At 67.5% G+C, this 22,205-nt stretch carries 23 protein-coding genes; 8 read left to right on the top strand and 15 right to left on the bottom strand.

The genetic code is table 11. The features are described 5' to 3' along the window. Window positions 1-544: 544 nt before the first annotated feature. From WKB25_RS11015 to WKB25_RS10990, 6 genes are all read left to right on the top strand, one after another. Window positions 545-1,165, top strand: a complete 621-nt coding sequence (locus WKB25_RS11015; protein WP_340570604.1) for a LemA family protein — start codon at window positions 545-547, stop codon at window positions 1,163-1,165. Between the two features lie 3 nt (window positions 1,166-1,168). Beyond that, window positions 1,169-2,053: a TPM domain-containing protein gene (locus WKB25_RS11010; protein WP_340570602.1), complete on the top strand. Its 885-nt coding sequence runs from the start codon at window positions 1,169-1,171 to the stop codon at window positions 2,051-2,053. Next, window positions 2,053-2,547: a TPM domain-containing protein gene (locus WKB25_RS11005; RefSeq protein ID WP_340570600.1), complete on the top strand. Its 495-nt coding sequence runs from the start codon at window positions 2,053-2,055 to the stop codon at window positions 2,545-2,547. Before WKB25_RS11010 ends, WKB25_RS11005 begins: the two co-directional genes overlap by 1 nt. An 84-nt stretch (window positions 2,548-2,631) precedes the next feature. Beyond that, on the top strand, window positions 2,632-3,519 hold the full coding sequence (lgt, locus tag WKB25_RS11000) for a prolipoprotein diacylglyceryl transferase (RefSeq protein WP_100551599.1): 888 nt from the start codon (window positions 2,632-2,634) through the stop codon (window positions 3,517-3,519). Beyond that, window positions 3,516-4,310, top strand: coding sequence for a thymidylate synthase (locus WKB25_RS10995; RefSeq protein ID WP_340570598.1), 795 nt, complete (start codon window positions 3,516-3,518; stop codon window positions 4,308-4,310). Before lgt ends, WKB25_RS10995 begins: the two co-directional genes overlap by 4 nt. A 5-nt stretch (window positions 4,311-4,315) precedes the next feature. Beyond that, a complete protein-coding gene (locus WKB25_RS10990) occupies window positions 4,316-4,807 on the top strand; it encodes a dihydrofolate reductase (RefSeq protein ID WP_340570713.1) in 492 nt (163 codons plus the stop codon). An 8-nt stretch (window positions 4,808-4,815) separates the two neighbouring features. Here WKB25_RS10990 and WKB25_RS10985 read toward each other — a convergent pair whose 3' ends face one another. The 10 genes from WKB25_RS10985 to WKB25_RS10940 all read right to left on the bottom strand — a co-directional run bounded on the left by WKB25_RS10985 (window position 4,816) and on the right by WKB25_RS10940 (window position 14,711). Further along, window positions 4,816-5,472, bottom strand: a complete 657-nt coding sequence (locus tag WKB25_RS10985; RefSeq protein ID WP_340570596.1) for a DUF1287 domain-containing protein — start codon at window positions 5,470-5,472, stop codon at window positions 4,816-4,818. Continuing rightward, the gene (locus WKB25_RS10980) at window positions 5,469-6,491 is read right to left on the bottom strand and encodes a symmetrical bis(5'-nucleosyl)-tetraphosphatase (protein WP_340570594.1); all 1,023 of its coding nucleotides are present in this window, start codon (window positions 6,489-6,491) and stop codon (window positions 5,469-5,471) included. The genes WKB25_RS10985 and WKB25_RS10980 overlap by 4 nt, the downstream gene beginning before the upstream one ends. A gap of 15 nt (window positions 6,492-6,506) precedes the next feature. Beyond that, window positions 6,507-6,890 carry a Co2+/Mg2+ efflux protein ApaG gene (gene apaG / locus WKB25_RS10975; protein ID WP_025877914.1) on the bottom strand — a complete coding sequence of 128 codons (384 nt, stop codon included), beginning with the start codon at window positions 6,888-6,890 and terminating at the stop codon, window positions 6,507-6,509. A 13-nt stretch (window positions 6,891-6,903) separates the two neighbouring features. Then, window positions 6,904-7,707 carry a 16S rRNA (adenine(1518)-N(6)/adenine(1519)-N(6))-dimethyltransferase RsmA gene (gene rsmA / locus WKB25_RS10970; RefSeq protein WP_340570592.1) on the bottom strand — a complete coding sequence of 268 codons (804 nt, stop codon included), beginning with the start codon at window positions 7,705-7,707 and terminating at the stop codon, window positions 6,904-6,906. After that, a complete protein-coding gene (gene pdxA, locus WKB25_RS10965) occupies window positions 7,704-8,684 on the bottom strand; it encodes a 4-hydroxythreonine-4-phosphate dehydrogenase PdxA (protein WP_340570590.1) in 981 nt (326 codons plus the stop codon). The genes rsmA and pdxA overlap by 4 nt, the downstream gene beginning before the upstream one ends. A 3-nt stretch (window positions 8,685-8,687) precedes the next feature. Further along, window positions 8,688-10,031 (bottom strand): peptidylprolyl isomerase, encoded by a 1,344-nt coding sequence (locus WKB25_RS10960; protein WP_340570588.1) that lies wholly within the window; start codon window positions 10,029-10,031, stop codon window positions 8,688-8,690. Then, window positions 10,028-12,529 (bottom strand): LPS-assembly protein LptD, encoded by a 2,502-nt coding sequence (gene lptD, locus WKB25_RS10955; protein WP_340570586.1) that lies wholly within the window; start codon window positions 12,527-12,529, stop codon window positions 10,028-10,030. The genes WKB25_RS10960 and lptD overlap by 4 nt, the downstream gene beginning before the upstream one ends. Window positions 12,530-12,618: 89 nt before the next feature. After that, window positions 12,619-13,557: a histone deacetylase family protein gene (locus WKB25_RS10950; RefSeq protein ID WP_340570584.1), complete on the bottom strand. Its 939-nt coding sequence runs from the start codon at window positions 13,555-13,557 to the stop codon at window positions 12,619-12,621. Window positions 13,558-13,563: 6 nt separating this feature from the next. Then, window positions 13,564-14,118, bottom strand: coding sequence for a cob(I)yrinic acid a,c-diamide adenosyltransferase (locus tag WKB25_RS10945; RefSeq protein WP_089238883.1), 555 nt, complete (start codon window positions 14,116-14,118; stop codon window positions 13,564-13,566). Window positions 14,119-14,126: 8 nt separating this feature from the next. Continuing rightward, window positions 14,127-14,711, bottom strand: a complete 585-nt coding sequence (locus tag WKB25_RS10940) for a hypothetical protein (protein ID WP_340570582.1) — start codon at window positions 14,709-14,711, stop codon at window positions 14,127-14,129. 108 nt (window positions 14,712-14,819) lie between these two features. Between WKB25_RS10940 and ubiH the strand changes: the two genes are divergently transcribed. After that, complete coding sequence (ubiH, locus tag WKB25_RS10935; RefSeq protein ID WP_340570580.1) at window positions 14,820-16,025, top strand: 2-octaprenyl-6-methoxyphenyl hydroxylase; 1,206 nt, start codon at window positions 14,820-14,822, stop codon at window positions 16,023-16,025. Next, window positions 16,022-17,203, top strand: a complete 1,182-nt coding sequence (locus WKB25_RS10930; protein ID WP_340570578.1) for a UbiH/UbiF family hydroxylase — start codon at window positions 16,022-16,024, stop codon at window positions 17,201-17,203. Before ubiH ends, WKB25_RS10930 begins: the two co-directional genes overlap by 4 nt. An 87-nt stretch (window positions 17,204-17,290) precedes the next feature. Here the strand turns inward: WKB25_RS10930 and WKB25_RS10925 are convergent, their stop codons facing one another. The 5 genes from WKB25_RS10925 to WKB25_RS10905 all read right to left on the bottom strand — a co-directional run bounded on the left by WKB25_RS10925 (window position 17,291) and on the right by WKB25_RS10905 (window position 22,057). Next, a complete protein-coding gene (locus WKB25_RS10925; RefSeq protein ID WP_340570576.1) occupies window positions 17,291-17,689 on the bottom strand; it encodes an EF-hand domain-containing protein in 399 nt (132 codons plus the stop codon). Then, window positions 17,689-18,756 (bottom strand): 23S rRNA (cytidine(2498)-2'-O)-methyltransferase RlmM, encoded by a 1,068-nt coding sequence (gene rlmM / locus WKB25_RS10920; protein ID WP_340570574.1) that lies wholly within the window; start codon window positions 18,754-18,756, stop codon window positions 17,689-17,691. Before rlmM ends, WKB25_RS10925 begins: the two co-directional genes overlap by 1 nt. Beyond that, the gene (locus tag WKB25_RS10915) at window positions 18,740-19,300 is read right to left on the bottom strand and encodes a nucleoside deaminase (RefSeq protein ID WP_059066057.1); all 561 of its coding nucleotides are present in this window, start codon (window positions 19,298-19,300) and stop codon (window positions 18,740-18,742) included. Before WKB25_RS10915 ends, rlmM begins: the two co-directional genes overlap by 17 nt. 96 nt (window positions 19,301-19,396) lie before the next feature. Further along, complete coding sequence (locus WKB25_RS10910) at window positions 19,397-20,128, bottom strand: DUF6348 family protein (RefSeq protein WP_340570571.1); 732 nt, start codon at window positions 20,126-20,128, stop codon at window positions 19,397-19,399. Window positions 20,129-20,308: 180 nt separating this feature from the next. After that, a complete protein-coding gene (locus tag WKB25_RS10905) occupies window positions 20,309-22,057 on the bottom strand; it encodes a glutamine--tRNA ligase/YqeY domain fusion protein (protein WP_340570569.1) in 1,749 nt (582 codons plus the stop codon). Between the last annotated feature and the right edge of the window lie 148 nt (window positions 22,058-22,205).

The following is a 22,205-nucleotide window of genomic DNA, read 5'->3' as shown; positions in this document are numbered from 1 at the left end:
GCAGAAGCCGGAGCAACAGCCAGAGCAACGTCAAAAGCGGGTTTGCTGTGGGATGGCGGGGTGGGTCAGCTTGCGAGGGACGCTGCAAGTACGTCCATGTAAGCTCGGTCGCGCCATCCATGGCGCTCACGCCCCCGCAAGCTGACCCACCCCGCCTTCGACAGTTTTCCGCGACCTGTCGGGACGGCGTTCTGTGCTGTTGGTAGGTGTCGACCTTGGTCGACACAAATGTCTGAAGAATCGGCTTTTGCTTTTGATTTTGATTTTTTTCTTTTGATCTTCCCGCGGTGCGCAGGAAACCGTCCGTGGCCGGGAGGGTGGGTTGGCTGGGGGCGTAAGCGCCAAGGATGGCGCGCCCGAGCCTACAAGGACGTATTCACGGCGTCCCCCAGCCAACCCACCCTCCCGGCCGCCACCCGATAGCCAGCCACGAACTACCGCGGAGGGGGCGGCGCCCGATGGCCGACGACGGCCGACACTCTCCACACGCCCGTTAACACCGACCATGGCATGCTCGGCGCTCAGTCCACCCGGAGCCTTGGCCATGCGCCTGCTGACCCGCCTCATTTCCCTGTTGCTGCTGGCCTCCCTGCTGTCCGGCTGCGGCTACAACGCCATCCAGCAGAAGGACGAAGCGGTCAAGGCCAGCTGGTCCGAAGTGCTCAACCAGTACAAGCGCCGTGCCGACCTGGTGCCCAACCTGGTGCAGACCGTGAAAGGTTTCGCCAGCCAGGAAGAACGCGTTCTGACCGAAGTCACCAACGCCCGCTCGCGCGTTGGCCAGATCAACGTCAACGCCGACGATGAAGCCTCGCTCAAGCAGTTCCAGCAGGCCCAGGGCGAACTGGGCAGCGCGCTGTCGCGCCTGCTGGTGGTCACCGAGAACTACCCGGTGCTGAAGTCCGACCAGAACTTCCGCGATCTGCAGGCGCAGCTGGAAGGCACCGAGAACCGCATCACCGTCGCCCGTGGCCGCTACATCCAGCAGGTGCAGGACTACAACACCTACATCCGCTCGTTCCCGCAGCTGATCACCGCCAAGATCTTCGGCTACCAGCCCAAGCCGAACTTCACCGTGGAAAACGAAGCGCAGATCTCCAACGCGCCGGCGGTTGATTTCGGCAACGCGCCGCAGCAGCAGCCCGCCCCGGCCCCGGGCCACTGACCGATGCGCCTGGCCGCCACACTGCTGGCCCTGTGGTTGTGGCTGCCGTTGACCGTGCAGGCGCAGACGCTGGCGCCGATCCCGGCGCTGGATTCGCCGGTGGTGGATACCACCGGCACCTTGGACGCCGCGCAGAAGCAGGCGCTGGTGCAGCAGGCGCTGGACCTGCAGCAACGCAAGGGCAGCCAGATGCAGGTGCTGGTGGTGCCAACCACGCAGCCGGAAGACATCGCCCAGTACACCACCCGCGTGTTCGACCAGTGGCAGATCGGTCGCAAGGGCGTGGATGACGGCGTGCTGCTGGTGGTGGCCAAGGAGGATCGGCGGGTGCGCATCGAACCGGGTTATGGCCTGGAAGGTGCGATTCCCGATGCGATCGCCAACCGGGTGATCCAGGAGTACCTGGTGCCACGCTTCCGCGCCAATGACTATGCCGGTGGCATCACCGACGCCACGGCGATGCTGGTGAAGATCATCGACGGCGAACCGCTGCCGGCGCCGGTCAGCAGCCAGCACGGGCGTGCGCCAGACGGCGGCGGCGATACCTGGTTCCTGGCGTTGTTCATAGGCGTGTTCGCCGGCAGCATCCTGCGCGGCGTGTTCTCACGTGTGCCGCGCCCGCTGCGCGGCCTGCTGGGGGGCGCCGGTGCGGCCGTCGCTGCTTTCCTGTTCACCTCCACGCTGCTGGCCAGTGGCCTGGCCGGCGTGGTCGGCCTGGTGGTGGCGATGCTGTCCGGCCATCCGGGGCGTTTTGCCGGCGGTGGTGGTTGGGGCGGCGGGAGCTGGGGTGGCGGCGGTTTCGGCGGCGGTGGTGGATTTGGCGGTGGTGGCGGCTGGGGCGGTGGTGGCGGCCGTTCCGGTGGCGGCGGCGCCTCGGGGGGCTGGTGATGATCCAACGTCTGTGCAGGCATCTGTTTTCGCCATCGGTGCGCCGGGCGTTCCCGCCGGCCACGCTGCAGGCGATCACCGAGGCGATCGCCGCGGGCGAGCAGCGCCATGGCGGCCAGGTGATGTTCGCCGTCGAGGCCGATCTGCCGCTGCACGCGCTGTGGCACAGGGTCACCCCACGGCAGGCGGCCGAACATGCCTTCGCCCGCCTGCGCACCTGGGATACCGCCCACAACAACGGCGTGCTGATCTACCTGCTGCTGGCCGACCATGCCATCGAGATCGTCGCCGACCGTGGCCTGCAGGGGCGGGTCGCGCCCGAGCAATGGCAGCGGGTCTGCACCCACCTGCGCGAGGGCCTGCGCGGTTCGCAGCCGGTGGCGGCGCTGCGTGATGCCATCGATGAGGTTTCCACCCTGCTGGAAGGGCACTTTCCGGCCTCGGCGCGGTCCGACCAGGACGGCCTGCCGGACACGCCGCAGATACTGGGCTGAAGCCCGGCAATCGGGCGATGGCGGCCACCACGAGGCCGCTCCCGGGCGGCGCTAGAATATCGGCATCCCTGCAAGGCGCCCTTCATGATCTATTTCCACGACATCGACCCCATCGCCCTCTCGCTGGGACCGATCAAGGTGCACTGGTACGGCATCATGTACCTGCTCGGCTTCACCGCCGCCTGGCTGCTGGGGCGCAAGCGGATCGCCGACGGGCGCCTGCCGGGCGTCGATGCCAACGGCTTCTCCGACCTGCTGTTCTACGCCATGCTCGGCGTGGTGCTGGGCGGGCGCATCGGCTACATGCTGTTCTACGCGCTGGGCGATTTCCTGCACAACCCGCTGCTGCTGTTCAAGGTATGGGATGGCGGCATGAGCTTCCACGGCGGCCTGCTCGGCGTGATCGCGGCCTGCTGGTGGTGGTCGCGCAAGCATGCGCTGCACTTCTTCGACACCATGGATTTCATGGCACCGCTGGTGCCGCTGGGCCTGGGTTTTGGCCGCATCGGCAACTTCATCGGCGCCGAGCTGTGGGGCAAGTACACCGACGGCAGCTGGGGCGTGGTGTTCCCGTCCGGCCTGCCGGCGCCGCTGAACCAGCTTGACCACGCCACCCTGCAGTCGCAGTTCGCCAGCGGTGCGCTGAATCAGTTCGCCCGCCATCCCTCGCAGTTGTATGAAGCGCTGCTGGAGGGCCTGGTGATGTTCGTGGTGTTGTGGACGGTGTCGGCCAAGCCGCGCCATCGCTATCTCATCGGCGGCCTGTTCGCGCTGCTGTACGGCATTTTCCGCTTCGCCGTGGAGTTCGTGCGCATGCCCGACAACGGCGTCTATGTGGCGTTCGGCTGGCTGACCAAGGGCCAGATCCTGTGCGTGCCGCTGATCGCCTTCGGCCTGGTGCTGCTGGTGATGTCGCGCCGCGCGCCGGTGCTGCAGCCGCAGCCGCTGGTGGTGGCGGAGGGCAAGGCATGAAGGCCTATCTGCACCTGCTCTCGCACGTGCTCGAACACGGCGCCGAGAAGAGCGACCGCACAGGTACCGGCACCCGCAGCGTGTTCGGCTGGCAGATGCGCTTCAACCTCAACGACGGTTTTCCGCTGGTCACCACCAAGAAGCTGCACCTGCGCTCGATCATCCACGAGCTGCTGTGGTTCCTGAAGGGCGATACCAACATCGGTTACCTCAAGGACAACCAGGTGCGCATCTGGGACGAGTGGGCCGACGACAACGGCGACCTCGGCCCGGTGTACGGCAAGCAGTGGCGCAGCTGGGCCACGGCCGACGGCGGCAGCATCGACCAGATGCAGTGGCTGGTGGACGAGATCAAGCGCAACCCGGATTCACGGCGGCTGGTGGTCAGTGCCTGGAACGTGGGCGAGCTCTCGCAGATGGCGCTGATGCCGTGCCACAACCTGTTCCAGTTCTATGTGGTCGACGGCAAGCTCAGCTGCCAGCTGTACCAGCGCAGTGGCGACATCTTCCTCGGTGTGCCGTTCAACATCGCCAGCTACGCACTGCTGACCCACATGGTGGCGCAGGCCACTGGCCTGGGTGTCGGCGATTTCGTGCATACGCTGGGCGATGCGCACCTGTATTCGAACCACTTCGAGCAGGCGCGCGAGCAGCTGTCGCGTGAGCCGCGCGCACTGCCGACGCTGTGGTTGAACCCGGAAGTGACCGATCTGTTCGGCTTCCAGTTCGATGACATCCGCATCGACGGCTACGATCCGCATCCGGCGATCAAGGCGCCGGTGGCGGTGTGAGTACGATGAAGCTGTCGATGGTGGTGGCGCTGGATCGCAATCTCGGCATCGGCCAGGGCAATGCCATGCCCTGGCATCTGCCGGACGACTTCAAACACTTCAAGGCGCTCACCCTGGGCAAGCCGATCCTGATGGGGCGCAAGACCGCCGAATCGATCGGCCGCGTGCTGCCGGGGCGGACCAACCTGGTGCTGACCCGCAGCGGCCAGGTGCCGTTCGAGGGCATGCGTGCGGTGGCCTCGCTGGACGAGGCGAAAGCGATTGCGGAAGGTGAGGGCGCCAGCGAACTGTGCATCATCGGCGGTGGCGAGATCTTCCGCCAGCTGCTGGACCAGGCCAGTGATCTGTACCTGACCTGGGTGGATGCCGAAGTACCGGCCGACACCCATTTCCCCGAGCTGGACGCGCAGGACTGGCAGGAAGTGAGCAGCGAGCCGCACCCGGCTGACGAACGCCACGCGTACGCGTTCCGTTTCGTACATTACGTGCGCCGCTGATCACGGCGCTACAGGATCGTTTGCGGCATCCGGTAGTGTCCAATGATCGCGTGCTGGAACAGCAGGTTTTCTTCCCGCGTACCCCGCGCGATGTTGTGCAGCACCAGCGGGGTGCCATCGGCCAGGCGCCGGTCGGAGACGATGCCCACGTGCAGCAGGCCGTTGCCGTTGAGCTTCCAGGCCACGATGTCGCCGGCAGCGAAGTCGCTGGCGCGGACACTGATCGGCCGTTGCCAACCCTGGCGATCGAACCAGCGCATCAGGTTGGGCACGCGCCGATGGTCGATGTTCCGATCCGGTCGTGACAGCCCCCACAGCGCCGGATAGGCGCTGAAATCAGCGCGCATGTCTTCGTTCACGCGGACCTGCAGGTCCAGCCCTTGCGTACGCAGGGCGCGAACCACCACGTCGGTGCATACGCCGCGGTCAGCGGGCACGTCGCCGCCGGGGTAGGCCAGCACCTGATAGGCAGGGTCGTAGCGCGTGGTGACGCCGATCTGCGCGCGCGCGGCTGCGACCAACGGTGGTGAGGGTGTCGGTGCCGTTGCAGGGGCGGCGGACTTGTCAGCGCCGGCGGTCGCCGGCGACGACGAGGGCTGGCAGCCGCTGGCCAGGGCCAGCGTCAGCAGCAGCACCGTCCATGGTGCGTGGTTGCCTGGCTTCATGCCGAAGGAGGCGTGCCGTTGTTGTTGTTGTTGTTGCCGCCACCACCGCCACCGCGGCGGCGGCGCCGGCGCGGACCACGGTTGCCGGGGGCGCCAGCCGTGCCAGCGTTGCCGTTGCCTTGGCCGCTGTCCTTGCCTTGCCCTGCAGTGCGCTCATGTGCGGGCCGCGCAGGCGGCCGCGCGTTGGCGACCGGTGCCGGCACGTCGCGTCCCGGTACCTGCACCACGCGCAGCTCATCGGTGTCGAGCTGGATCGCGGTGAGCTTGCCACCCCACACGGCACCGGTGTCGATCGCGTGGATGCCCTGGGTGATGGTCAGGCCGAGCGCGGACCAGTGGCCACAGACCACCTTCAGGTCGCGCTCGACCCGGCCCGGCACTTCGAACCAGGGATACAGCCCCTGTTCCTGGGTGCCCGGCGTGCCCTTGTCTTCGATGCCGATACGGCCGCGCGAGGTGCAGTAACGCATGCGCGTCAGCACGTTGATGATTGCCCGCGAGCGCTCGTAGCCGGTCAGGTTCGGCGCCCAGCTGGGCTTGTCGCCGTACATGTTGCGGAACAGCTTGCGGTAGCCGGCGCCGTGCAGCTGCACTTCCACTTCGGCCGCATGCTTCTCGGCCATCTGCGTGGTCCACTTCGGCGCCAGGCCGGCATGCACCATCATCCAGCCAAGCTCACGGTCCACGTGTACCAGCTTCTGCAGGCGCAGCCAGTCCAGCAGCACGTCACGGTCTTCGGCCTGGACGATGCGCAGCAGGTCCGGGTTGACCTTGCGCTGTTCCTCTTCGGTGCGCGCACCGACGGCCAGCAGGGAAAGGTCATGGTTGCCGAGCACCACCACGCTGTGTTCGCGCAGCGAATGCACCAGCCGCAGCGTTTCCAGCGACTGTCCACCGCGGTTGACCAGGTCGCCGCAGAACCACAGGGTGTCCTGCGCCGGATCGAAGCGGATCTTTTCCAGCAGGCGCTGGGTTACGTCGTAGCAGCCTTGCAGGTCGCCGATCGCCCATACACTCATCGTTCGGCCTCCGTGTCAGTGCAGGGTGCGCGGGATGGCCAGCACGAAGGGTGCGACCGGCGCGGCGAATTCGGTGCCATCGTCGGCCACCATGTCGTAATGGCCCTGCATCGTGCCGTGCTCGGTGCCGAGCATGACACCTGAGGTGTAATGGAAGTCTTCACCCGGGCGCAGTCGTGGCTGTTCGCCGATCACGCCATCGCCATCGACATGCTCGACGCGGCCGTTGGCATCGGTGATGCGCCAATGGCGTGCGACCAGGCGGGCGGCGACGCGGCCCTGGTTGTGGATGCGGATCGTATAGGCGAACGCATAGCGACCGTCTTCCGGTGCGGATTGGTCGTCGAGGAAGCGCGGGGCGACTTCGACGGAGATGGCATAAACGTCAGCGTCTTCCATACCGGCAGTGTAATCAGGTGGCATTGGCCAAAGCGATGAATTCAGCCACGTCCAGCTGTTCGGCGCGGGCGTCGGGACGCACGCCGGCGGCCACGAACTGCTCGGCGCTGACCACGTTGTTCAGGGCATTGCGCAGGGTCTTGCGGCGTTGGCCGAAGGCGGCCCTGACCACGTCGGCGAAGCGCTTGTGGTCCTTGATGTTGATGGTGGCCGGCTCACGCGGTATCAGACGCACCACGGCCGAATCGACCTTCGGCGGCGGCCTGAACGCACCCGGCGGCACCACGAACAGCGAGGTCACCTCGCAGTAGGCCTGCAGCATCACGCTCAGGCGGCCGAACACCTTGCTGCCGGGACCGGCGGCCATGCGATCGACCACTTCTTTCTGCAGCATGAAGTGCATGTCGGAAATCACCGCAGCGTGTTCCAGCGCATGGAACAGGATCGGCGAGGAGATGTTGTAGGGCAGGTTGCCGACCAGGCGGATCGGCTGGCCATCGGCAAGCTCGGTGAAGTCCACCCGCAGCACGTCGCGGTTGACGATGGTCAGCTCGCCCAGCGGTTCGGCGGCGGCGGTCAACGGCGCGATCAGGTCGCGGTCGAACTCGATCACCGTCATCTTCGGGTGGACGCGCAGCAGCGGCAGGGTGATCGCACCTTGGCCCGGGCCGATCTCGACCAGGCGGTCGCCGTCCCTGGGATTGACCGCCATCACGATCTTGTCGATGTAGTAGCGGTCGGCAAGGAAGTGCTGGCCGAGCTGCTTCTTGGCCGGGGCGGAAAACACCGGGCCGGAGGGGGAATGCGGGGAAGTCATGTGCTCAGTGTACGTTGCCGTGCCAGCCGCGCACACAGCGTTGTGGCGGCCTGCAGGCTGGAAGGATCGGCAATGCCGCGGCCGGCAAGATCCAGCGCGGTGCCGTGGTCGACCGCCACGCGCGGGTAGGGCAGGCCCAGGGTCAGGTTCACCGCCTGCTCGAAGCCGGAGTACTTCAGCACCGGCAGGCCCTGGTCGTGGTACATCGCCAGCACGGTGTCGAAGCCGGCCAGCTTGGACGGCAGGAACGCGGTATCGGCCGGCAGCGGACCGATCAGGTCCATACCCTCGCTGCGCAGGCGCTGCAGCAGCGGGATGACCAGATCCAGTTCCTCGCGACCGAGGTGGCCGTCTTCGCCGGCATGCGGGTTCAGGCCCAGCACGGCGATGCGCGGTGCGGCCAGGCCGAACTCGCGGCGCAGCGCGGCATGCACGGTGCGCAGGGTGTGTTCCAGGCCGGGGGCGGTGATCGCATCGGCGACCTCGCGCAGCGGCAGGTGGGTGGTGGCCAGGGCCACGCGGACGATGTCGTTGGCCAGCATCATCACCACTTTCACTCCGGCCTGGTCGGCCAGCAGTTCCGTGGTGCCGCTGTAGGCAATGCCGCCCTGGTTGATCACCGCCTTGTGCACCGGGCCGGTCACCACGCCGTGCAGTTCACCGGTCAGGCAGGCCTGGCCGGCACCCAGCAGGGCGCCGATCACCGCGCCTGCGTTGGCAGGGTCGGTATGGCCGAAACGGCTGGGGGTGCTGTTGGCGACGACGCGAAGGCGCAGGTCGCCGGGGACGCGGGCATGCGCGTCCTCGGGCAGCAGTTGCAGGGGCAGGTTCAGCGCGGCAGCGGCCGCGCGCAGGGTGTCCGGATCGGCGAATGCCAGCAGCCGGCAGTCATCGCGTGGCTGCTGGACCAGTCGGACACACAGCTCCGGGCCGATCCCGGCGGGCTCGCCCGGTACCAGAGCGAGCTCGGGGAGCATGGCTCAGGACTGCGGCGGCGTGGCGGTATTTTCCGCCCGGTCACCGCTGCGGAAGCTGACGTAGGCTTCGCCACGCAGCTCCTGCAGGAAGCGGTTGTACTCGTCTTCCAGCTTGCGGCGGCCGATGGTCTCGCGGACCTGGGCGCGCTGGTTGTCGCTGCCGACGTCGGTCTGGCGGGTGCCTACGCGCTGCACGATGTGCCAGCCCGCATCGGTACGGAACGGCTGGCTGACGCCGCCGTCCTGGATGCCTGCCACCTGCTGGCCGAAGGCCGGGCCGAACGCATCGGCCGGGAACCAGCCCAGATCGCCGCCCTGGCCCTTGCTGTTGGTGTCCTCGGACGATTCCTTGGCCACCTGCTGGAAGTCGGCACCGCCGGCAATGCGGGCGCGCAGGGTATCGATCTTGGCCTTGGCGGCCGCGTCGGACTGGGCATCGTCCACGCGCACCAGGATATGGCGGCCGTGGTACTCGGTGACGGTGTGGGTGCCTGCCGCCGCGCTGGCGTCACGCACTTCCACCAGCTTCAGCAGCTGGAAGCCGCTCGGGCCGCGGATCGGGCCGACCACTTCGCCAGGCTTCATCTGCTGCATCGTCTGTGCGAATGCCGCCGGGATTTCATCCAGGGTGCGCCAGCCGAGGTCGCCGCCTTCCAGTGCATTGGGGCTGTCGGAATAACGCACGGCCGCCGCATTGAAGTCCAGTTCGCCCTTGTCCAGCAATGCCTTCACGCCGTCGGCCTTCTTCTGGCCGGTGGCGATCTGCTCGGCGCTGGCGCCATCGGGCAGGGCGACCAGGATGTGTGCCAGGTGGAACTGGTTGCCGGCATCGGCCTGCTGCTTCAGGGCCGCATCGACCTCGCCTTCGCTGACGCTGATGCGGCTCTGCGCAAAGCTCTGGCGCAGGCGCTGCACGGTGATCTCGTCACGCACCGAGGCGCGGAAATCGTTGAAGTCGATGCCGTCACTGGCCAGGCGCTGGCGCAGGGCATCCAGGGTCGAGCCGTTCTGCTGGGCGATGGCATTCATCGCCTGGGTCAGTTCCTGGTCGCTGACACGGATGCCGCTGCCCTGGGCGCGGGCCACCTGCAGCTTGACCAGCACCAGGCGCTCGAGCACCTGGCGGCTGAGCACGTCATCGGGCGGCAGCTGGGCCTCGCGGCCGGCGTACTGCGCCTTGATGTTGGCGATCGCACGCTGGAGCTCGCTCTGCAGGATCACGTCCTCATCGACGACAGCAGCGATGCGGTCCAACGGCTGGGCCTCCTGCGCAATGACCTGCAGGGGGGCGGACACGCTGGACACCGCCAGAAGCGATGCGAGGAGAACGGGGAAGCTCTTGGTCATGGGATCTGATTCGGATCGTAGTCATCGCGGGCCGCTCCGGTGTTGCTGGGCGGCACGAGATAGAGGTCGTCACGGTTGTAGCCGAGGATAGCACGGCGCAAAGTGCGGTCCGTGTCCTGGCCGAGGGAGCTCAAGCCCTTGAGCACGAACTCGAGCTGGATGGAGTTGTTCATTTCGCCTTCGCGGTTGCGCACGTAGCGGCGGGCCACGGCGCGCACGGCCAGGCAGCAGCTGTCCCACTGTACGCCACCGATGATCTCCAGCGGTTCCTTGTCCTGGATCGAGTAGTAATAACGGCCCACCAGGCTCCAGCGCTCGTTCAGCGGGTACAGGAACGACAGGTCGGCCTGTTCCAGCAGGGTGCGGTCGTGCTTGTTGGCGGTGGCCGGGGCGCCGGAATTGATGCGGTAACGGTAGGTCAGGTTGACCACGCCGTCGTTGGACATCAGGTAGCGCGCACGGACACTGGCAAGATCCTCGCGCTTGTACTTGGGGTCCCACTGATAGGTGGCGCCCAGCGTCCAGCGGTCGTTGATCATGTAGTTGCCGTCGGCGATCCAGGCCGACTTGCCCTTTTCCACCGGCGCGCCACCGGGGGTCACGGACACCCGCGATTCGTCGAAGTACTGGATCTGGCCGATGGAGGCCGAGAAGCGTTCCTTGCCGGTGGTCTGGTCGATGAAGCGGGTGCTCAGCGCCATGGTCAGCTGGTTGGCGTCGTTCTGGCGATCAGCGCCGGTATAACGCGAATCGCGGAACAGCTGGCCCCAGCTGAAGGTGAAGTCGCGGGTATCGAAGATCGGCAGCTCGTCCTGGTTGCGGTAGGGCGTGCGCAGGTAGAACAGGCGCGGTTCCAGGGTCTGCAGGAACGACTTGCCACCGATCTTCGTCTCACGATCGAAGAACAGGCCGGCGTCCAGGCTGGCGATCGGCAGGCTGCGGCTGGGCGAGGTGTTGCCGCGCAGCTGCTCGGGGGTGGCGGTGGCCGGGTCGATGCCCTGCGAGCGCAGGATCTGGCCGCGGATGCCGTTCACGCCGTCGACCAGACCGCGGTCCAGCTGGTAACCGGTATAGCGGTAGGCCAGCGTGGGCGTGACATACCAGGCCGCGCCGCTGATCGGGAACGACACGTACGGTTTCAGGTCCAGTCGCGAGCCACCGCTGACGCCGATGCCATCGGTCTGCCGGCGGCCGTTGCGGGTGTACTGCAGGTCTTCGCCGGCATCCGCGCCGTACTTGAAATTGATGTCGTCGTGGGTGAACCGCACGGCCTCGGCGTAGACACCGGTCTCCAGCCACGGCAGCAGCGACTTGTCCCAGTTGAAGTAGAGGCGCGGCTGGCGGTTGTAGGCCAGCGCACTCTCGTTGAGGGTGTAGTCGGTCAGCTGCCAGCGGTCGGCCATGATGCCGGCCGTCCAGTTCTTGCCGGTGCCGTACAGGCCCACGGTGCTCTGCAGGTTCGAGGCGGTGACACCCACCAGGCGATTGGCGAAGTCTTCCACGTAGCGCTCGTCGCTGACCCAGGCCAGGTTGGCGCGGGCCTGCCAGTGGTCGTCGAGGTTGTGGTAGCCGCCGAACATCACCCGGCCGCGGTCGCGGTCGCGCAGCTTGTCGTTGGGCATGAACGCGGTCAGCAGTTCGCCACGGCCGCCTTCGTAGAGGTAGCGGAACTCGTTGTCGAGCATCAGGCCGCGCCGGCTCATGTAGCGCGGGGTCAACGTGTCGTCGTAGTTCGGCGCCAGGTTGAAGTAGATCGGCTGTGCGTAATCGAAACCGTTACGGCCGGACATGCCCAGCTGCGGGAACAGCAGGCCGGTCTTGCGCCGGTCATCGATCGGGAACTTGAAATAGGGCGCCCACAGCACCGGCACCTTGCCGATCCGCAGCACCGCGTTGCGGGCGGTGCCGAAGCCTTCATCGTTGTCGACTTCGATTTCCGGGGCGGTCAGCTTCCACACCGGCTGCGACGGGTCGCAGGTGGTGTAGGTGGAGCGATGCATCTGCCCGACCGCGCCCTGCAGGTCGACCGATTCGGCTTCGCCGTTACCGCGGCGGGACACCAACTGGTACTGGATGTCGGTGATCTTGTGGGTGTCGCTTTCCTGGTTGCCCTCGGCGCGCTTGGCGACCATCCGGATCGAGGCATCCTGGTAGCGCACATTGCCGTCGGCGACGTAGTTGCCGCTTTCGGTATCGAAACTGAGTTTGTCGGTGCCGACGAACTGGTCGCCCCGGCGCAGCGCCACATTGCCCTGGTACTGCGGCACGGTGGTGGTGCCCAGCAGCTGGTCGCCCTCGATGTCGGTGGGCTGCTGTTCGCGCGCAGCGCTGGCGGCAGCCTTGTCCTGGCCGGGCACCGGCGTCGGCGCGTCGGTGAACGCAGGGATCACGTCGGTGGCCGGGCAAAGGCCCCAGTTGAGCGGCTTGTCATCAGCCCATGCCGGAAGGCAGACGGCGATGCTCAGGGGCAGGGGAAGCAGGCGGAGGGCTCGGCGCACGCGGTTCGGATTCGGGCGAAAACGGACGGTAGCTTGCCCCATCCCTTGCATAGGGGCAATGAAGGCATCCCCGGATTGCCGGTTCGGGTTCATCCAGGCCCATTGCCGGAAGGCGTCGCCATCAGTGCCTGCAGGTGGGCCACGCTGCACTCGGCCAGGGCCTGCAGGTCGTATCCCCCCTCCAGCATCGACACCACCCGGCCGGCGGCATGGCGGCGTGCCAGCGCGTGCAGTTCGCGGGTGATCCAGGCGAAATCGTCGGTCTCCAGCATCAGGTCGGCCTGCGGATCGCGCAGGTGGGCATCGAAGCCTGCCGAGATCAGCAGCAGCTGGGGGCGGAAGTCGTCGATCGCCGGCAGCATCTCGTCGGCCCAGACGTTGCGGAAGCGGAAGCCACCGCTGCCCGGTGGCAGCAGGATGTTCATCAGGTTGCCGGCGCCGCGGTCACGGCGCAGGCCGGACTCGGGGAACAGGCCGGCCTGGTGGGTGCTGTAGTAGGACACCCGTGCGTCGTGCTGGAAGATGTCCTGGGTGCCGTTGCCGTGGTGGACGTCGAAGTCGACCACCGCGATCCGTTCCAGGCCGTGGCGGTCGCGGGCGTAGGCAGCGGCGATGGCGATGTTGTTGAGCAGGCAGAAGCCCATCGCGGTACTGCTGGTGGCATGGTGGCCGGGCGGGCGTACTGCGCAGAAGGCCAGTGGATCCTCACCCAGCATCACTGCATCGACGGCCGCGACCCCTGCGCCGGCGGCATGCACCGCGGCACTGGCCGAACCCGGCGAAGTCCAGGTGTCCATGTCCAGCTGGCGCAGCGGCGCGGTCTGCGGTTGCAGCACCAGATCCAGCAGCGCGCTGTCATGCACCCGGGTCAGTTCACCGAACTTGGCCGGCGGCGCTTCGCGCCACTCCAGTTGGCCGGGGAAGGCCTCGTGCAGCGCGTCGAGCACCACCTGCAGGCGTTGCGGGCATTCAGGATGGCCAAGGCCGGGATCGTGCAGCAGGCAGGCGGGATGGGTGAAGACCAGCATGGCGGCTCAGCGCTGGCGATGCTGTGGCTGCCACAGCGCTTCGCCGTGGCCATCGGCCCGTGCCAGCACCCGTGCCAGCACGAACAGCAGGTCCGACAGCCGGTTGAGGTACTGCAGCGCTTCGCTGCGTACCGGTTCAACACGGGCCAGGGCGACCGTGTCGCGCTCGGCGCGGCGGACCACGGTACGGGCCAGGTGGCAGCGCGCAGCGGCCTCTCCACCGGCCGGCAGGATGAACTCCTTCAGCATCGGCAGGTCGGCGTTGTAGTGGTCCAGCTGCTGTTCCAGCGCCGACACATCGGCGGCGTGGATCGCGGCATGGCCGGGAACGCACAGTTCGGCGCCCAGATCGAACAGCTGGTGCTGCAGGTGCACGACCAGCGCGCGGACGTCTTCCGGCAGCGGCACGGCCAGCAACAGGCCGAGCGTGGCATTGGCTTCGTCGACGGTGCCATAGGACGCAACACGCAGATCGTCCTTGCCGACCCGGCTGCCGTCACCCAGGCCGGTGCTGCCGTCGTCGCCGGTACGGGTGTAGATGCGCGAGAGGCGATGGCCCATGGCGACGCTCAGTGATGGATGTCGCGGCGGGCCTGCAGGAGCTTGAGCACCTGCTCCACGGCCAGCTGTAGTGCGGCGGCCAGGACCACGTAGATCGCGGTGGTGCGCAGGTAGGGGCCGAACCACTGTGCGTAGTTCTGGGCCCAGCCGGCCACTGTCGGCTCGGCCACGTTCTGGCTGGTCCAGTAGAAACCGCCCTGCGCCAGCAGATGGCACAGCGCCACCGACGCCACCAGCAGCAACGCTCCCTTGCCCAGCACCGACCACTGCGCACTGCGGTAGTTGCGGCCCAGCAGCATGCCGCCGGCCCACATGGCGAAGTACGCCGGCAGCAGCAGCCAGTAGCCCGGCGACACGCAGTAGTGCTGCCAGAAATCGAGGCCGCTGCTGCGGATCACGATCCAGTCGACCAGCACCGCGAACACCATCAGCAGCGGGAACGCCCAGCGGGTCCAGCGGGCGAGGTAGAAGCCGCCGATGAAGAACACGGCCCAGGACGCGTCCGGGATTGCCGCGAAGTGATTGACGCGGGTCGCCGCCAGCAACAGCACGAGCACTGACAGGACGAAGGCGCGGGGTGCGGAGTCGGACATGGCGGTGGGGCCGGAGCGGATTCAGGTTTCATTCTAGCCCGGCGCGGCGCTTGGCGCAGGCGGGTCCATGGTGGGCATGCCGGCACGGCGAGCGCGTATCATGCGCCCATGAGTGAACGACATGACGTGCTGATCGTCGGTGGCGGTCTGGTGGGTGCCAGCCTGGCCATCGCCCTGGACCGCCTGGGCCGCGACGTGGGCCTGCTCGAAGCCAGCCCGGCTGGCGAACTGCCCGCGGTGTTCGACCAGCGCAACCTCAGTTTTGCCGCAGCCACCATCAACGCGCTGACCGCGCTGGGGGTCATGCAGAAGCTGTCGATGGCGCCCGGCCCGATCCGTCGCATCCATGTCAGCCGCGCCGGTGATTTTGGCCGCGTGCAGCTCGATGCTGCCGATTACGACCGGCCGTGGTTCGGCCAGGTGGTGGTGGCGCGTGATTTCGGCCAGGCGCTGGAAAGCCGGCTGCAGGAGCTGCCACGCCTGCGCCGCTACCGGCCGATGCGTTTCCTGGGTCTGGGCGAGGTGATTGACGGTTACCGCCAGGTGCGGGTGGCCGATGACAGCGGTGAGCGCGTGCTGCTGGCGCGGCTGGTGGTCGGTGCCGACGGCACCAGCAGCGGCGTGCGCGATGCGTTGGGCATCGAGGTCGATCGCCACGATTTCCAGCAGACGCTGTTCGTGGCCCGGGTGCGCAGCCAGCGTGCGCCCGATGGCACCGCCTGGGAGCGCTTCACCGATACCGGCCCGACGGCGTTGCTGCCGCGTGGCGACCGCCATTTCGGCACCGTGCACGGCGTTGCCCGTGACCAGGCCGGGGCGGTGATGGCGCTGGACGATACCGCCTGGCTGCAGCGCCTGCAGCAGGCCATCGGCTGGCGCGCGGGTCGCCTGCTCGATTCTGGTCCGCGCAGCGCCTATCCGCTGATCCAGTTACTGGCGCGCGCGCTGGTGGGGGAACGCACGGTGCTGCTTGGCAACGCCGCGCAGACCATCCACCCGCTGGGTGCGCAGGGCTTCAACCTCGGTCTGCGCGATGCCTTGACGCTGGCCGAGTTGCTGGAAGTGGAAGGCGACGCTGGCAGCGACGCACTGCTGCGATCCTATGTGGCCCGCCGTGAAGAAGATCGACGGCAGACTGTGGCCTTCTCCGGCGGTCTTGCTCGCCTGACCAGCAATCCGGCGCCGTTGCTGCGCCCCCTGCGCAGCCTGGGCCTGGTGGCCGCACAGCGCGCCTCGGTGCAGTCGATGCTGGTTGGTGGTGCGATGGGCTTCCGTGGCGACGTGCCGCGCCTGTGCCGTGGAGAAGCTGCATGAACCGCCGCGCACGCCTGGACGTAGTCATTGTGGGCGGCGGTGTGGTCGGTGCTGCCTGTGCGCTGGCCCTGGCCGATGCCGGCCTTGCAGTAGCGCTGGTGGAAGGTCGTGAACCTGCACCATGGCAGGCTGCACAGCCGGATCTGCGGGTGTTCGCCTTCGCTGCCGACAACGTGCAGTTGCTGCAGCGACTCGGCGTGTGGCCGACGATCGCGCAGGCGCGCGCCTGGCCGTACCGGCGCATGCAGGTGTGGGACGCGGCCGGTGGCGACGACCTGCTGTTCGACGCGGACCGTTTCGGCCGTCGCGAACTGGGTTTCATCGTCGAGAACGGGTTGCTGCAGGATCGCCTGTGGGCGGCGCTGCCGGCCGCCGGCGTGGAGCTGCATTGCCCGGCGCGCGTGGAAGCGCTTGAGCAGGACGAGCACGGTGTGCGCCTGCGCCTGGATGATGGCCGTCGCATCGAAGCCGCGCTGGCCGTGGCGGCCGACGGTGCTGAATCGACCCTGCGCGGACTGGCCGGGATCGAGGTCGAGCGCCACGACTACCAGCAGCGCGGTGTGGTCGCCTATGTGGACAGCGAGCTGCCCAACCAGGCGACGGCCTGGCAGCGCTTCCTGCCGACCGGCCCGCTGGCGCTGCTGCCGGTGGCCGAGCGCCGCAGCTCCATCGTCTGGACGTTGCCCGACGACGAGGCGGCACGCGTGCTGGCGCTGGACGAAGACGCATTCAATCGTGAACTGACCCGTGCCTTCGCCGCGCGCCTGGGCGAATTGCGGCTGGTCTCGCCGCGCGCGGCGTTCCCGCTGCGCCGGCAGTTGGCACGCCACTACGTGGCCGGTCGCGTGCTGGCGCTGGGCGATGCCGCCCACGTGGTGCACCCGCTGGCCGGGCAGGGCGTCAACCTCGGCCTGCGCGACGTCGCCGCCCTGCAGCACTGGCTGGCGCCGTCTGCCGAACGTCGTGGGCAGCCACGGTTGTCGCCGCACCGTCTGCAGCGCTGGGCGCGCGAGCGTCGCAGTGACAACCAGATCGCCGCCTACAGCTTCGAAGCGATCAACCGTCTGTTCTCCAACGACGAGATGCACCTGACCCTGGCGCGTGGCCGCGCGCTGGGCTGCGTGGGCAAGTGGCCGCCGCTGGTGCAGGCCTTCTGGAAGCGCGCCGCAGGGGTGTGACCGACGGCGCATCCACGCATGGCGTGGATCTACTGGAATCGAGCTGGTAGATCCACGCCATGCGTGGATACCGTTACCGCAGCGGCCTCAATCCACCAGCCAACCGGCCAGATCGGTGCGGTCCAGCTTGCCGCGACGCTTCACGTCCAATGCGTTGAACTCGTCGGCAAGTGCCGGGTTCACCTGCGCCTCCTCACGGCTGATGAAGCCATCACCGTCCACGTCCAGCTCGGCGAAATGGATGCGGTACTGGCCGACCACGCTCGCCGGCGCCACCGAACGCACCGTTACCGGGGTTTCCCCCAGCGGTACCACGATGTCGACGCTGCCGGTCACACGGCCGGCCGACAGCGACTGCTGTCGGACCACGCCGCTGTCATCGCGCAGTGGAGCACTCTGCGCCGGCTGCGGGCGCGCCGGTTGTGCCAGCGCAGGCGATGCCAGCAACGCGGTACACAGCAGAAGGAAAATGCGCGTGGCGTTCATCAGCGCAGCGGCGACGCCAGCACCGTGATTTCCTCACGGTCGTGGTACAGCTGCTTGGCACGTACCACCAGCGGCTTGCCGGCCTGGTCCTGGAACAGGTCCAGGCACAGGCGCGTCTCGTCCCAACGCTTCTTCATCGGCAGCTTCAGGTTGAAGATCGCGTGCCTGCACCAGCCCTCGCGGAACCAGGTGGCCATGCGTTCGGCGACGCGACGCGGTTGCTCGACCATGTCGCAGACCATCCAGTCCAGCGGCTGTTCCGGATGCCAATGGAAGCCATCGGCGCGCAGGTGCTCGACCAGGCCGGTGTCCAGTACGTGCTGGCGCAGCGGGCCGTTGTCGATGCTCAGCACATGCACGTGCTGGCGGGTCAGCACCCAGGTCCAGCCGCCCGGTGCCGCGCCCAGGTCGGCCGCGCGCATGCCCGGGCGAACCAGCGCTTCGCGTTCTTTCGGGGCGAGCAGGGTCAGCAATGCCTCGTCCAGTTTCAATGCCGAGCGCGAGGGTGCGTCGGGCAACAGCTTCAAACGCGGAATGCCCAATGCCCAGGGGGCGCTGTCGTCCGGGTTGGCCACGCAGATGAAAGCGTGCGTGCCATCGACGAACACCACGTGCAGGCGCGGCAGGCGTGCGTTCGGTTTGTCGCTGAGTTTGCCGGCCTTGCGCAGCGCCGGGCGCAGGGCATTGCCGAACGCACGCGCCAGTCCGGACAGTGGTTTGCCGGCATCCGAATCGGGGTGCTCCACCCACAGATCACCAAAGCGCGGCGCATCGGCCAGCACCTCCAGCATCGGGGTGATGCGGTCGGCCGGATCCAGTTGCGGCAGCTCGGCCAGCACCACCAGCTTCTGGCGGGCGAAGATCAGCTCGCGCCACGGCAGTCGCGGTGCAAGCGCCGCGGCTTCGTCGCACATGAAGAGCACGTAGCCATCATTGCGCTGGGTACGGGCGTAACCGGCAAAACCGGCGGCGCCTGCGCGGAACTGCAGTTCACCGGCCAGTTCGGGCTCGAAGCCCTGCCGGCACAGGCACAGCAGGCCGATGCCGGCCTCAGTAACGGGCGCCATCGCTTTCCCCATAGGCACGCAGCACGCTGCGCGCCGCATCGCGGTTCAGACCCTGCACCACGTCGATGCCGCGCTTGTTGAGTTCGCCCACCCAGTCGGCCGGCAGCGGGCCTTCATCGAACGGGGTCAGCTCTTCCACGTCGGCCGAACTGGCACCGATCAGCAGGCGGTCGATCCCGGCCCACACGGTGGCGCCGTAGCACTGGCAGCACGGCTGCGAGCTGGTGGCCAGGGTGATCGGCGACAGCACCGCGTTCAGGCGCGGGGTCTGCAGGCGCTGCTGGGCCAGCATGTAGGCCATGTTCTCGGCGTGCGCCAGCGAGGTCGAATGCGGCATCACCCGGTTCACGCCGGCGGCGATCACTTTGTCATCCGGCCCGAACACCACGGCGCCGAACGGACCGCCACTGGCGTGGTCGACGTTCAGCCGCGACAGCTCGATCGCCAGCGCGACCTTGGCCTCGTCGCCCGGATATCGACGATCCAGGTCGATCTGGTCGTGGATCCAGGCGGGAAGGGTCAGGTGGACTTGCGCGTACAGCATCGCGGGGGTGCCTCGTTGGGAGTGAAAGGAACAGGTGCAACAGATGTCGGCGCGCAGTGTAGCGGCAGTGGCATGTACCGGGCGTACGCGCTGGATTCAGGCCGGCGAGGGTGAGCCGGTGCGGATCACCACGTACTGCTTGCGGAACTCCAGTCCCGCCTGCGGCCAGCACGCGGCATAGGCGCGCAGCAGCGGCAGGGCAGGGGCGAAGTCATGGCCGTTGACCCGGCAGTCGGCTTCGCACTGGCCCTGCTCGTCGCGCGACGCGAACAGGCGGATGGCCAGGAAGTGGTGGGCCTTCAGCAGGTCGTCGAAGGCGTCGATGCTCTTGGTGAACAGGCAGCAGGGGCAGGAGCCGTGGTCGTCCTCGCTGCACGCGGCAGCGTCGTCCAGTTCGCGGGCGCGGTAATGGGCCAGCGGCCCCAGCACCACGGTGCGCTCGTGTTCTTCGCCTTCGTCGCCGGTCGGGTAGGTCAGCCCCATCATCGGCAGATCCGGCGCATCTTCGGCACCGACGGCGGCCTGCAGGGTCGCCAGATCCACCCGCACCCAGGTGTCGAAGCCGGACAGCAGGGATTCCTGTTCGGTCGCGCCATTGGCGTGCTGGTATTCGAACAGGCCATCGGCGAACAGGCCGGCGTGGCGAGTCTCGATGACGGTGGAGGTCTGCCAGCCGCCGTTGTCGCGTTCATTGCTGGCGACGCCGTGTGGCGTCAGGCACAGGCCGCTGTCGAGCCGCAGTTCGTCGCCCTCGACGGTGCAGGCGATGTCACGGCCCAGCAGGACCTGTTGCAGCAGCGGAAGAAGCGCACTCGGGGCAGCGGACATGGCAGGGCCTGACAGGGGCAAGGAGGGGATGATGATGCGGGCAGCGGCAGCGCGATGGCATCACGTGCCTGCGCTCGCGCAGCAGGGCCTGCCGTTACGAGGGTCGGCTACGCGGGCTTCAGCAGAGGATGAGGCAGGTGCAGGATGACGCGGGCGCCTTTGCGGCGCCCGCGCAGGTACTCAGGCCGACCAGGTGTCGCGCAGGGTCACGCTGCGGTTGAACACCGGCTTGGCTTCGGTGTGGTCGCGGCGGTCGGCAACGAAGTAGCCGGTGCGCTCGAACTGGAACGACTGTTCCGGCGCAGCGGTGGCAGCAGCCGGCTCGACATAGCCGATGACGGTGCGGCGCGATTCCGGATTGAGATAGTCGCGGTAGGTCTTGCCTTCCGATTCGTCGTCCGGGTTCGGTACCGAGAACAGGCGGTCATACAGTCGGATCTCGGCCGGCACGCCGTGCACCGCGCTGACCCAGTGGATGGTGCCCTTGACCTTGCGGTTGGCACCTTCCATGCCCGGGCGCGATTCCGGATCCAGCCAGCCGCGCAGCTCGGTGATGGTGCCGTCGGCATCCTTGATCACTTCATCGCAGCGGATGATGCCGGCGCCGCGCAGGCGCACTTCGCCACCGGGAACCAGACGCTTCCAGCCCTTCGGCGGCACTTCGGCGAAGTCCTCGCGGTCGATCCACACCTCACGTGCGAACGGCACTTCGCGGGTACCGAAGCTTTCGTCCTTCGGGTGGTTGCTGAAGGTCAGCTGCTCTTCGTGGCCGTCGGCCAGGTTGGTCAGCACCAGCTTGACCGGGTCGACCACGGCCATGCGACGCGGCGCGGCGCTGTCCAGGTCTTCGCGCAGCGCGCCTTCAAGTACGCTGAAATCGATCATCGAATTCTGCTTGCTGATGCCCACGCGCTCGGCGAACAGGCGCATCGCCGCCGGCGTGTAGCCACGGCGACGCAGGCCCTGCAGGGTCGGCATGCGCGGGTCTTCCCAGCCGTCCACGAGCTGTTCGGTGACCAGCGCCATCAGCTTGCGCTTGCTCATCACCGTGTAATTGATGTTCAAGCGCGAGAACTCGATCTGGCGCGGCTTGGCCGCTTCGCGCGGCAGGCCGGCGTCGACCAGCGGCTGGGTCAGCGCGTTGTCGTGGGCGAAGTCGACGTTGTCCACGCACCAGTCGTACAGCGGGCGATGGTCTTCGAATTCCAGCGTGCACAGCGAGTGGGTGATGCCTTCGATCGAATCGCCCAGCGCATGGGCGAAGTCGTACATCGGGTAGATCGGCCACGCGTTGCCGGTGTTCTGGTGCTCGACGTGCTTGATGCGGTACAGCGCCGGATCACGCAGGTTGATGTTGCCGCTGGCCATGTCGATCTTGGCGCGCACGGTGCGCGCGCCATCGGGGAACTCACCGGCACGCATGCGGCGGAACAGGTCCAGGTTTTCCTCGACACTGCGGTCGCGCCACGGCGAGGGCCGGCCCGGTTCGGTCAGGGTGCCGCGGTAAGCGCGCACTTCCTCGGCCGACAGGTCACAGACGTAGGCCTTGCCGTCGGCGATCAGCTTCTCGGCGGCCAGGTAGTAGGCTTCGAAGTAATCCGACGCATGGCGCAGCTCGTTCCACTCAAAGCCCAGCCAGCGCACGTCGTCCTGGATCGCGGCCACGTACTCCGGGTCTTCCTTGGCCGGGTTGGTGTCGTCGAAACGCAGGTTGCAGACGCCGCTGAATTCACCGGCGATGCCGAAGTTCAGGCAGATCGACTTGGCATGGCCGATATGCAGGTAGCCGTTCGGCTCGGGCGGGAAGCGGGTCTTGATCGCCTGGTGCTTACCGCTGGCCAGGTCCTCGCGCACGATCTGGCGGATGAAATCGCGTTTCTCGTGGCTGTCGGCGGGGGTCTCGGGGCTGGCGGGGGTGTGCTCTGACATGAGTCGGCGAAAGTAAGGCAGAAAGACTGCCAGTCTAACGCTTACCGGGAAGGGCTGCCCGGGTTGCCGCTACGCTCGCCGGGCATGGCCCGGCGCTACCATCCCGCACCGGTAGTGCCGGCCGCTGGCCGGCAACCCAGGGATGCCG

It is taken from the genome of Stenotrophomonas sp. G106K1, from assembly GCF_037969685.1.
GTDB classification, from domain to species: Bacteria; Pseudomonadota; Gammaproteobacteria; order Xanthomonadales; family Xanthomonadaceae; genus Stenotrophomonas; species Stenotrophomonas lactitubi.
This window is presented reverse-complemented; position numbering and strand designations above follow the sequence as displayed.

Coding starts and splice junctions, on each gene's coding strand:
- WKB25_RS10940 (WP_340570582.1), bottom strand. CDS start 14,711: ATGTCCGACTCCGCACCCCGCGCCTTCGTCCTGTCAGTGCTCGTGCTG.
- WKB25_RS10915 (WP_059066057.1), bottom strand. CDS start 19,300: ATGCTGTACGCGCAAGTCCACCTGACCCTTCCCGCCTGGATCCACGAC.
- WKB25_RS10980 (WP_340570594.1), bottom strand. CDS start 6,491: ATGAGTGTATGGGCGATCGGCGACCTGCAAGGCTGCTACGACGTAACC.
- WKB25_RS10925 (WP_340570576.1), bottom strand. CDS start 17,689: ATGAACGCCACGCGCATTTTCCTTCTGCTGTGTACCGCGTTGCTGGCA.
- rlmM (WP_340570574.1), bottom strand. CDS start 18,756: ATGGCGCCCGTTACTGAGGCCGGCATCGGCCTGCTGTGCCTGTGCCGG.
- rsmA (WP_340570592.1), bottom strand. CDS start 7,707: ATGACTTCCCCGCATTCCCCCTCCGGCCCGGTGTTTTCCGCCCCGGCC.
- WKB25_RS10905 (WP_340570569.1), bottom strand. CDS start 22,057: ATGTCAGAGCACACCCCCGCCAGCCCCGAGACCCCCGCCGACAGCCAC.
- ubiH (WP_340570580.1), top strand. CDS start 14,820: ATGAGTGAACGACATGACGTGCTGATCGTCGGTGGCGGTCTGGTGGGT.
- WKB25_RS11010 (WP_340570602.1), top strand. CDS start 1,169: ATGCGCCTGGCCGCCACACTGCTGGCCCTGTGGTTGTGGCTGCCGTTG.
- lgt (WP_100551599.1), top strand. CDS start 2,632: ATGATCTATTTCCACGACATCGACCCCATCGCCCTCTCGCTGGGACCG.
- WKB25_RS10995 (WP_340570598.1), top strand. CDS start 3,516: ATGAAGGCCTATCTGCACCTGCTCTCGCACGTGCTCGAACACGGCGCC.
- WKB25_RS11015 (WP_340570604.1), top strand. CDS start 545: ATGCGCCTGCTGACCCGCCTCATTTCCCTGTTGCTGCTGGCCTCCCTG.
- WKB25_RS10960 (WP_340570588.1), bottom strand. CDS start 10,031: ATGACCAAGAGCTTCCCCGTTCTCCTCGCATCGCTTCTGGCGGTGTCC.
- pdxA (WP_340570590.1), bottom strand. CDS start 8,684: ATGCTCCCCGAGCTCGCTCTGGTACCGGGCGAGCCCGCCGGGATCGGC.
- WKB25_RS10950 (WP_340570584.1), bottom strand. CDS start 13,557: ATGCTGGTCTTCACCCATCCCGCCTGCCTGCTGCACGATCCCGGCCTT.
- WKB25_RS11005 (WP_340570600.1), top strand. CDS start 2,053: ATGATCCAACGTCTGTGCAGGCATCTGTTTTCGCCATCGGTGCGCCGG.
- apaG (WP_025877914.1), bottom strand. CDS start 6,890: ATGGAAGACGCTGACGTTTATGCCATCTCCGTCGAAGTCGCCCCGCGC.
- WKB25_RS10910 (WP_340570571.1), bottom strand. CDS start 20,128: ATGTCCGCTGCCCCGAGTGCGCTTCTTCCGCTGCTGCAACAGGTCCTG.
- WKB25_RS10945 (WP_089238883.1), bottom strand. CDS start 14,118: ATGGGCCATCGCCTCTCGCGCATCTACACCCGTACCGGCGACGACGGC.
- WKB25_RS10985 (WP_340570596.1), bottom strand. CDS start 5,472: ATGAAGCCAGGCAACCACGCACCATGGACGGTGCTGCTGCTGACGCTG.
- WKB25_RS10990 (WP_340570713.1), top strand. CDS start 4,316: ATGAAGCTGTCGATGGTGGTGGCGCTGGATCGCAATCTCGGCATCGGC.
- WKB25_RS10930 (WP_340570578.1), top strand. CDS start 16,022: ATGAACCGCCGCGCACGCCTGGACGTAGTCATTGTGGGCGGCGGTGTG.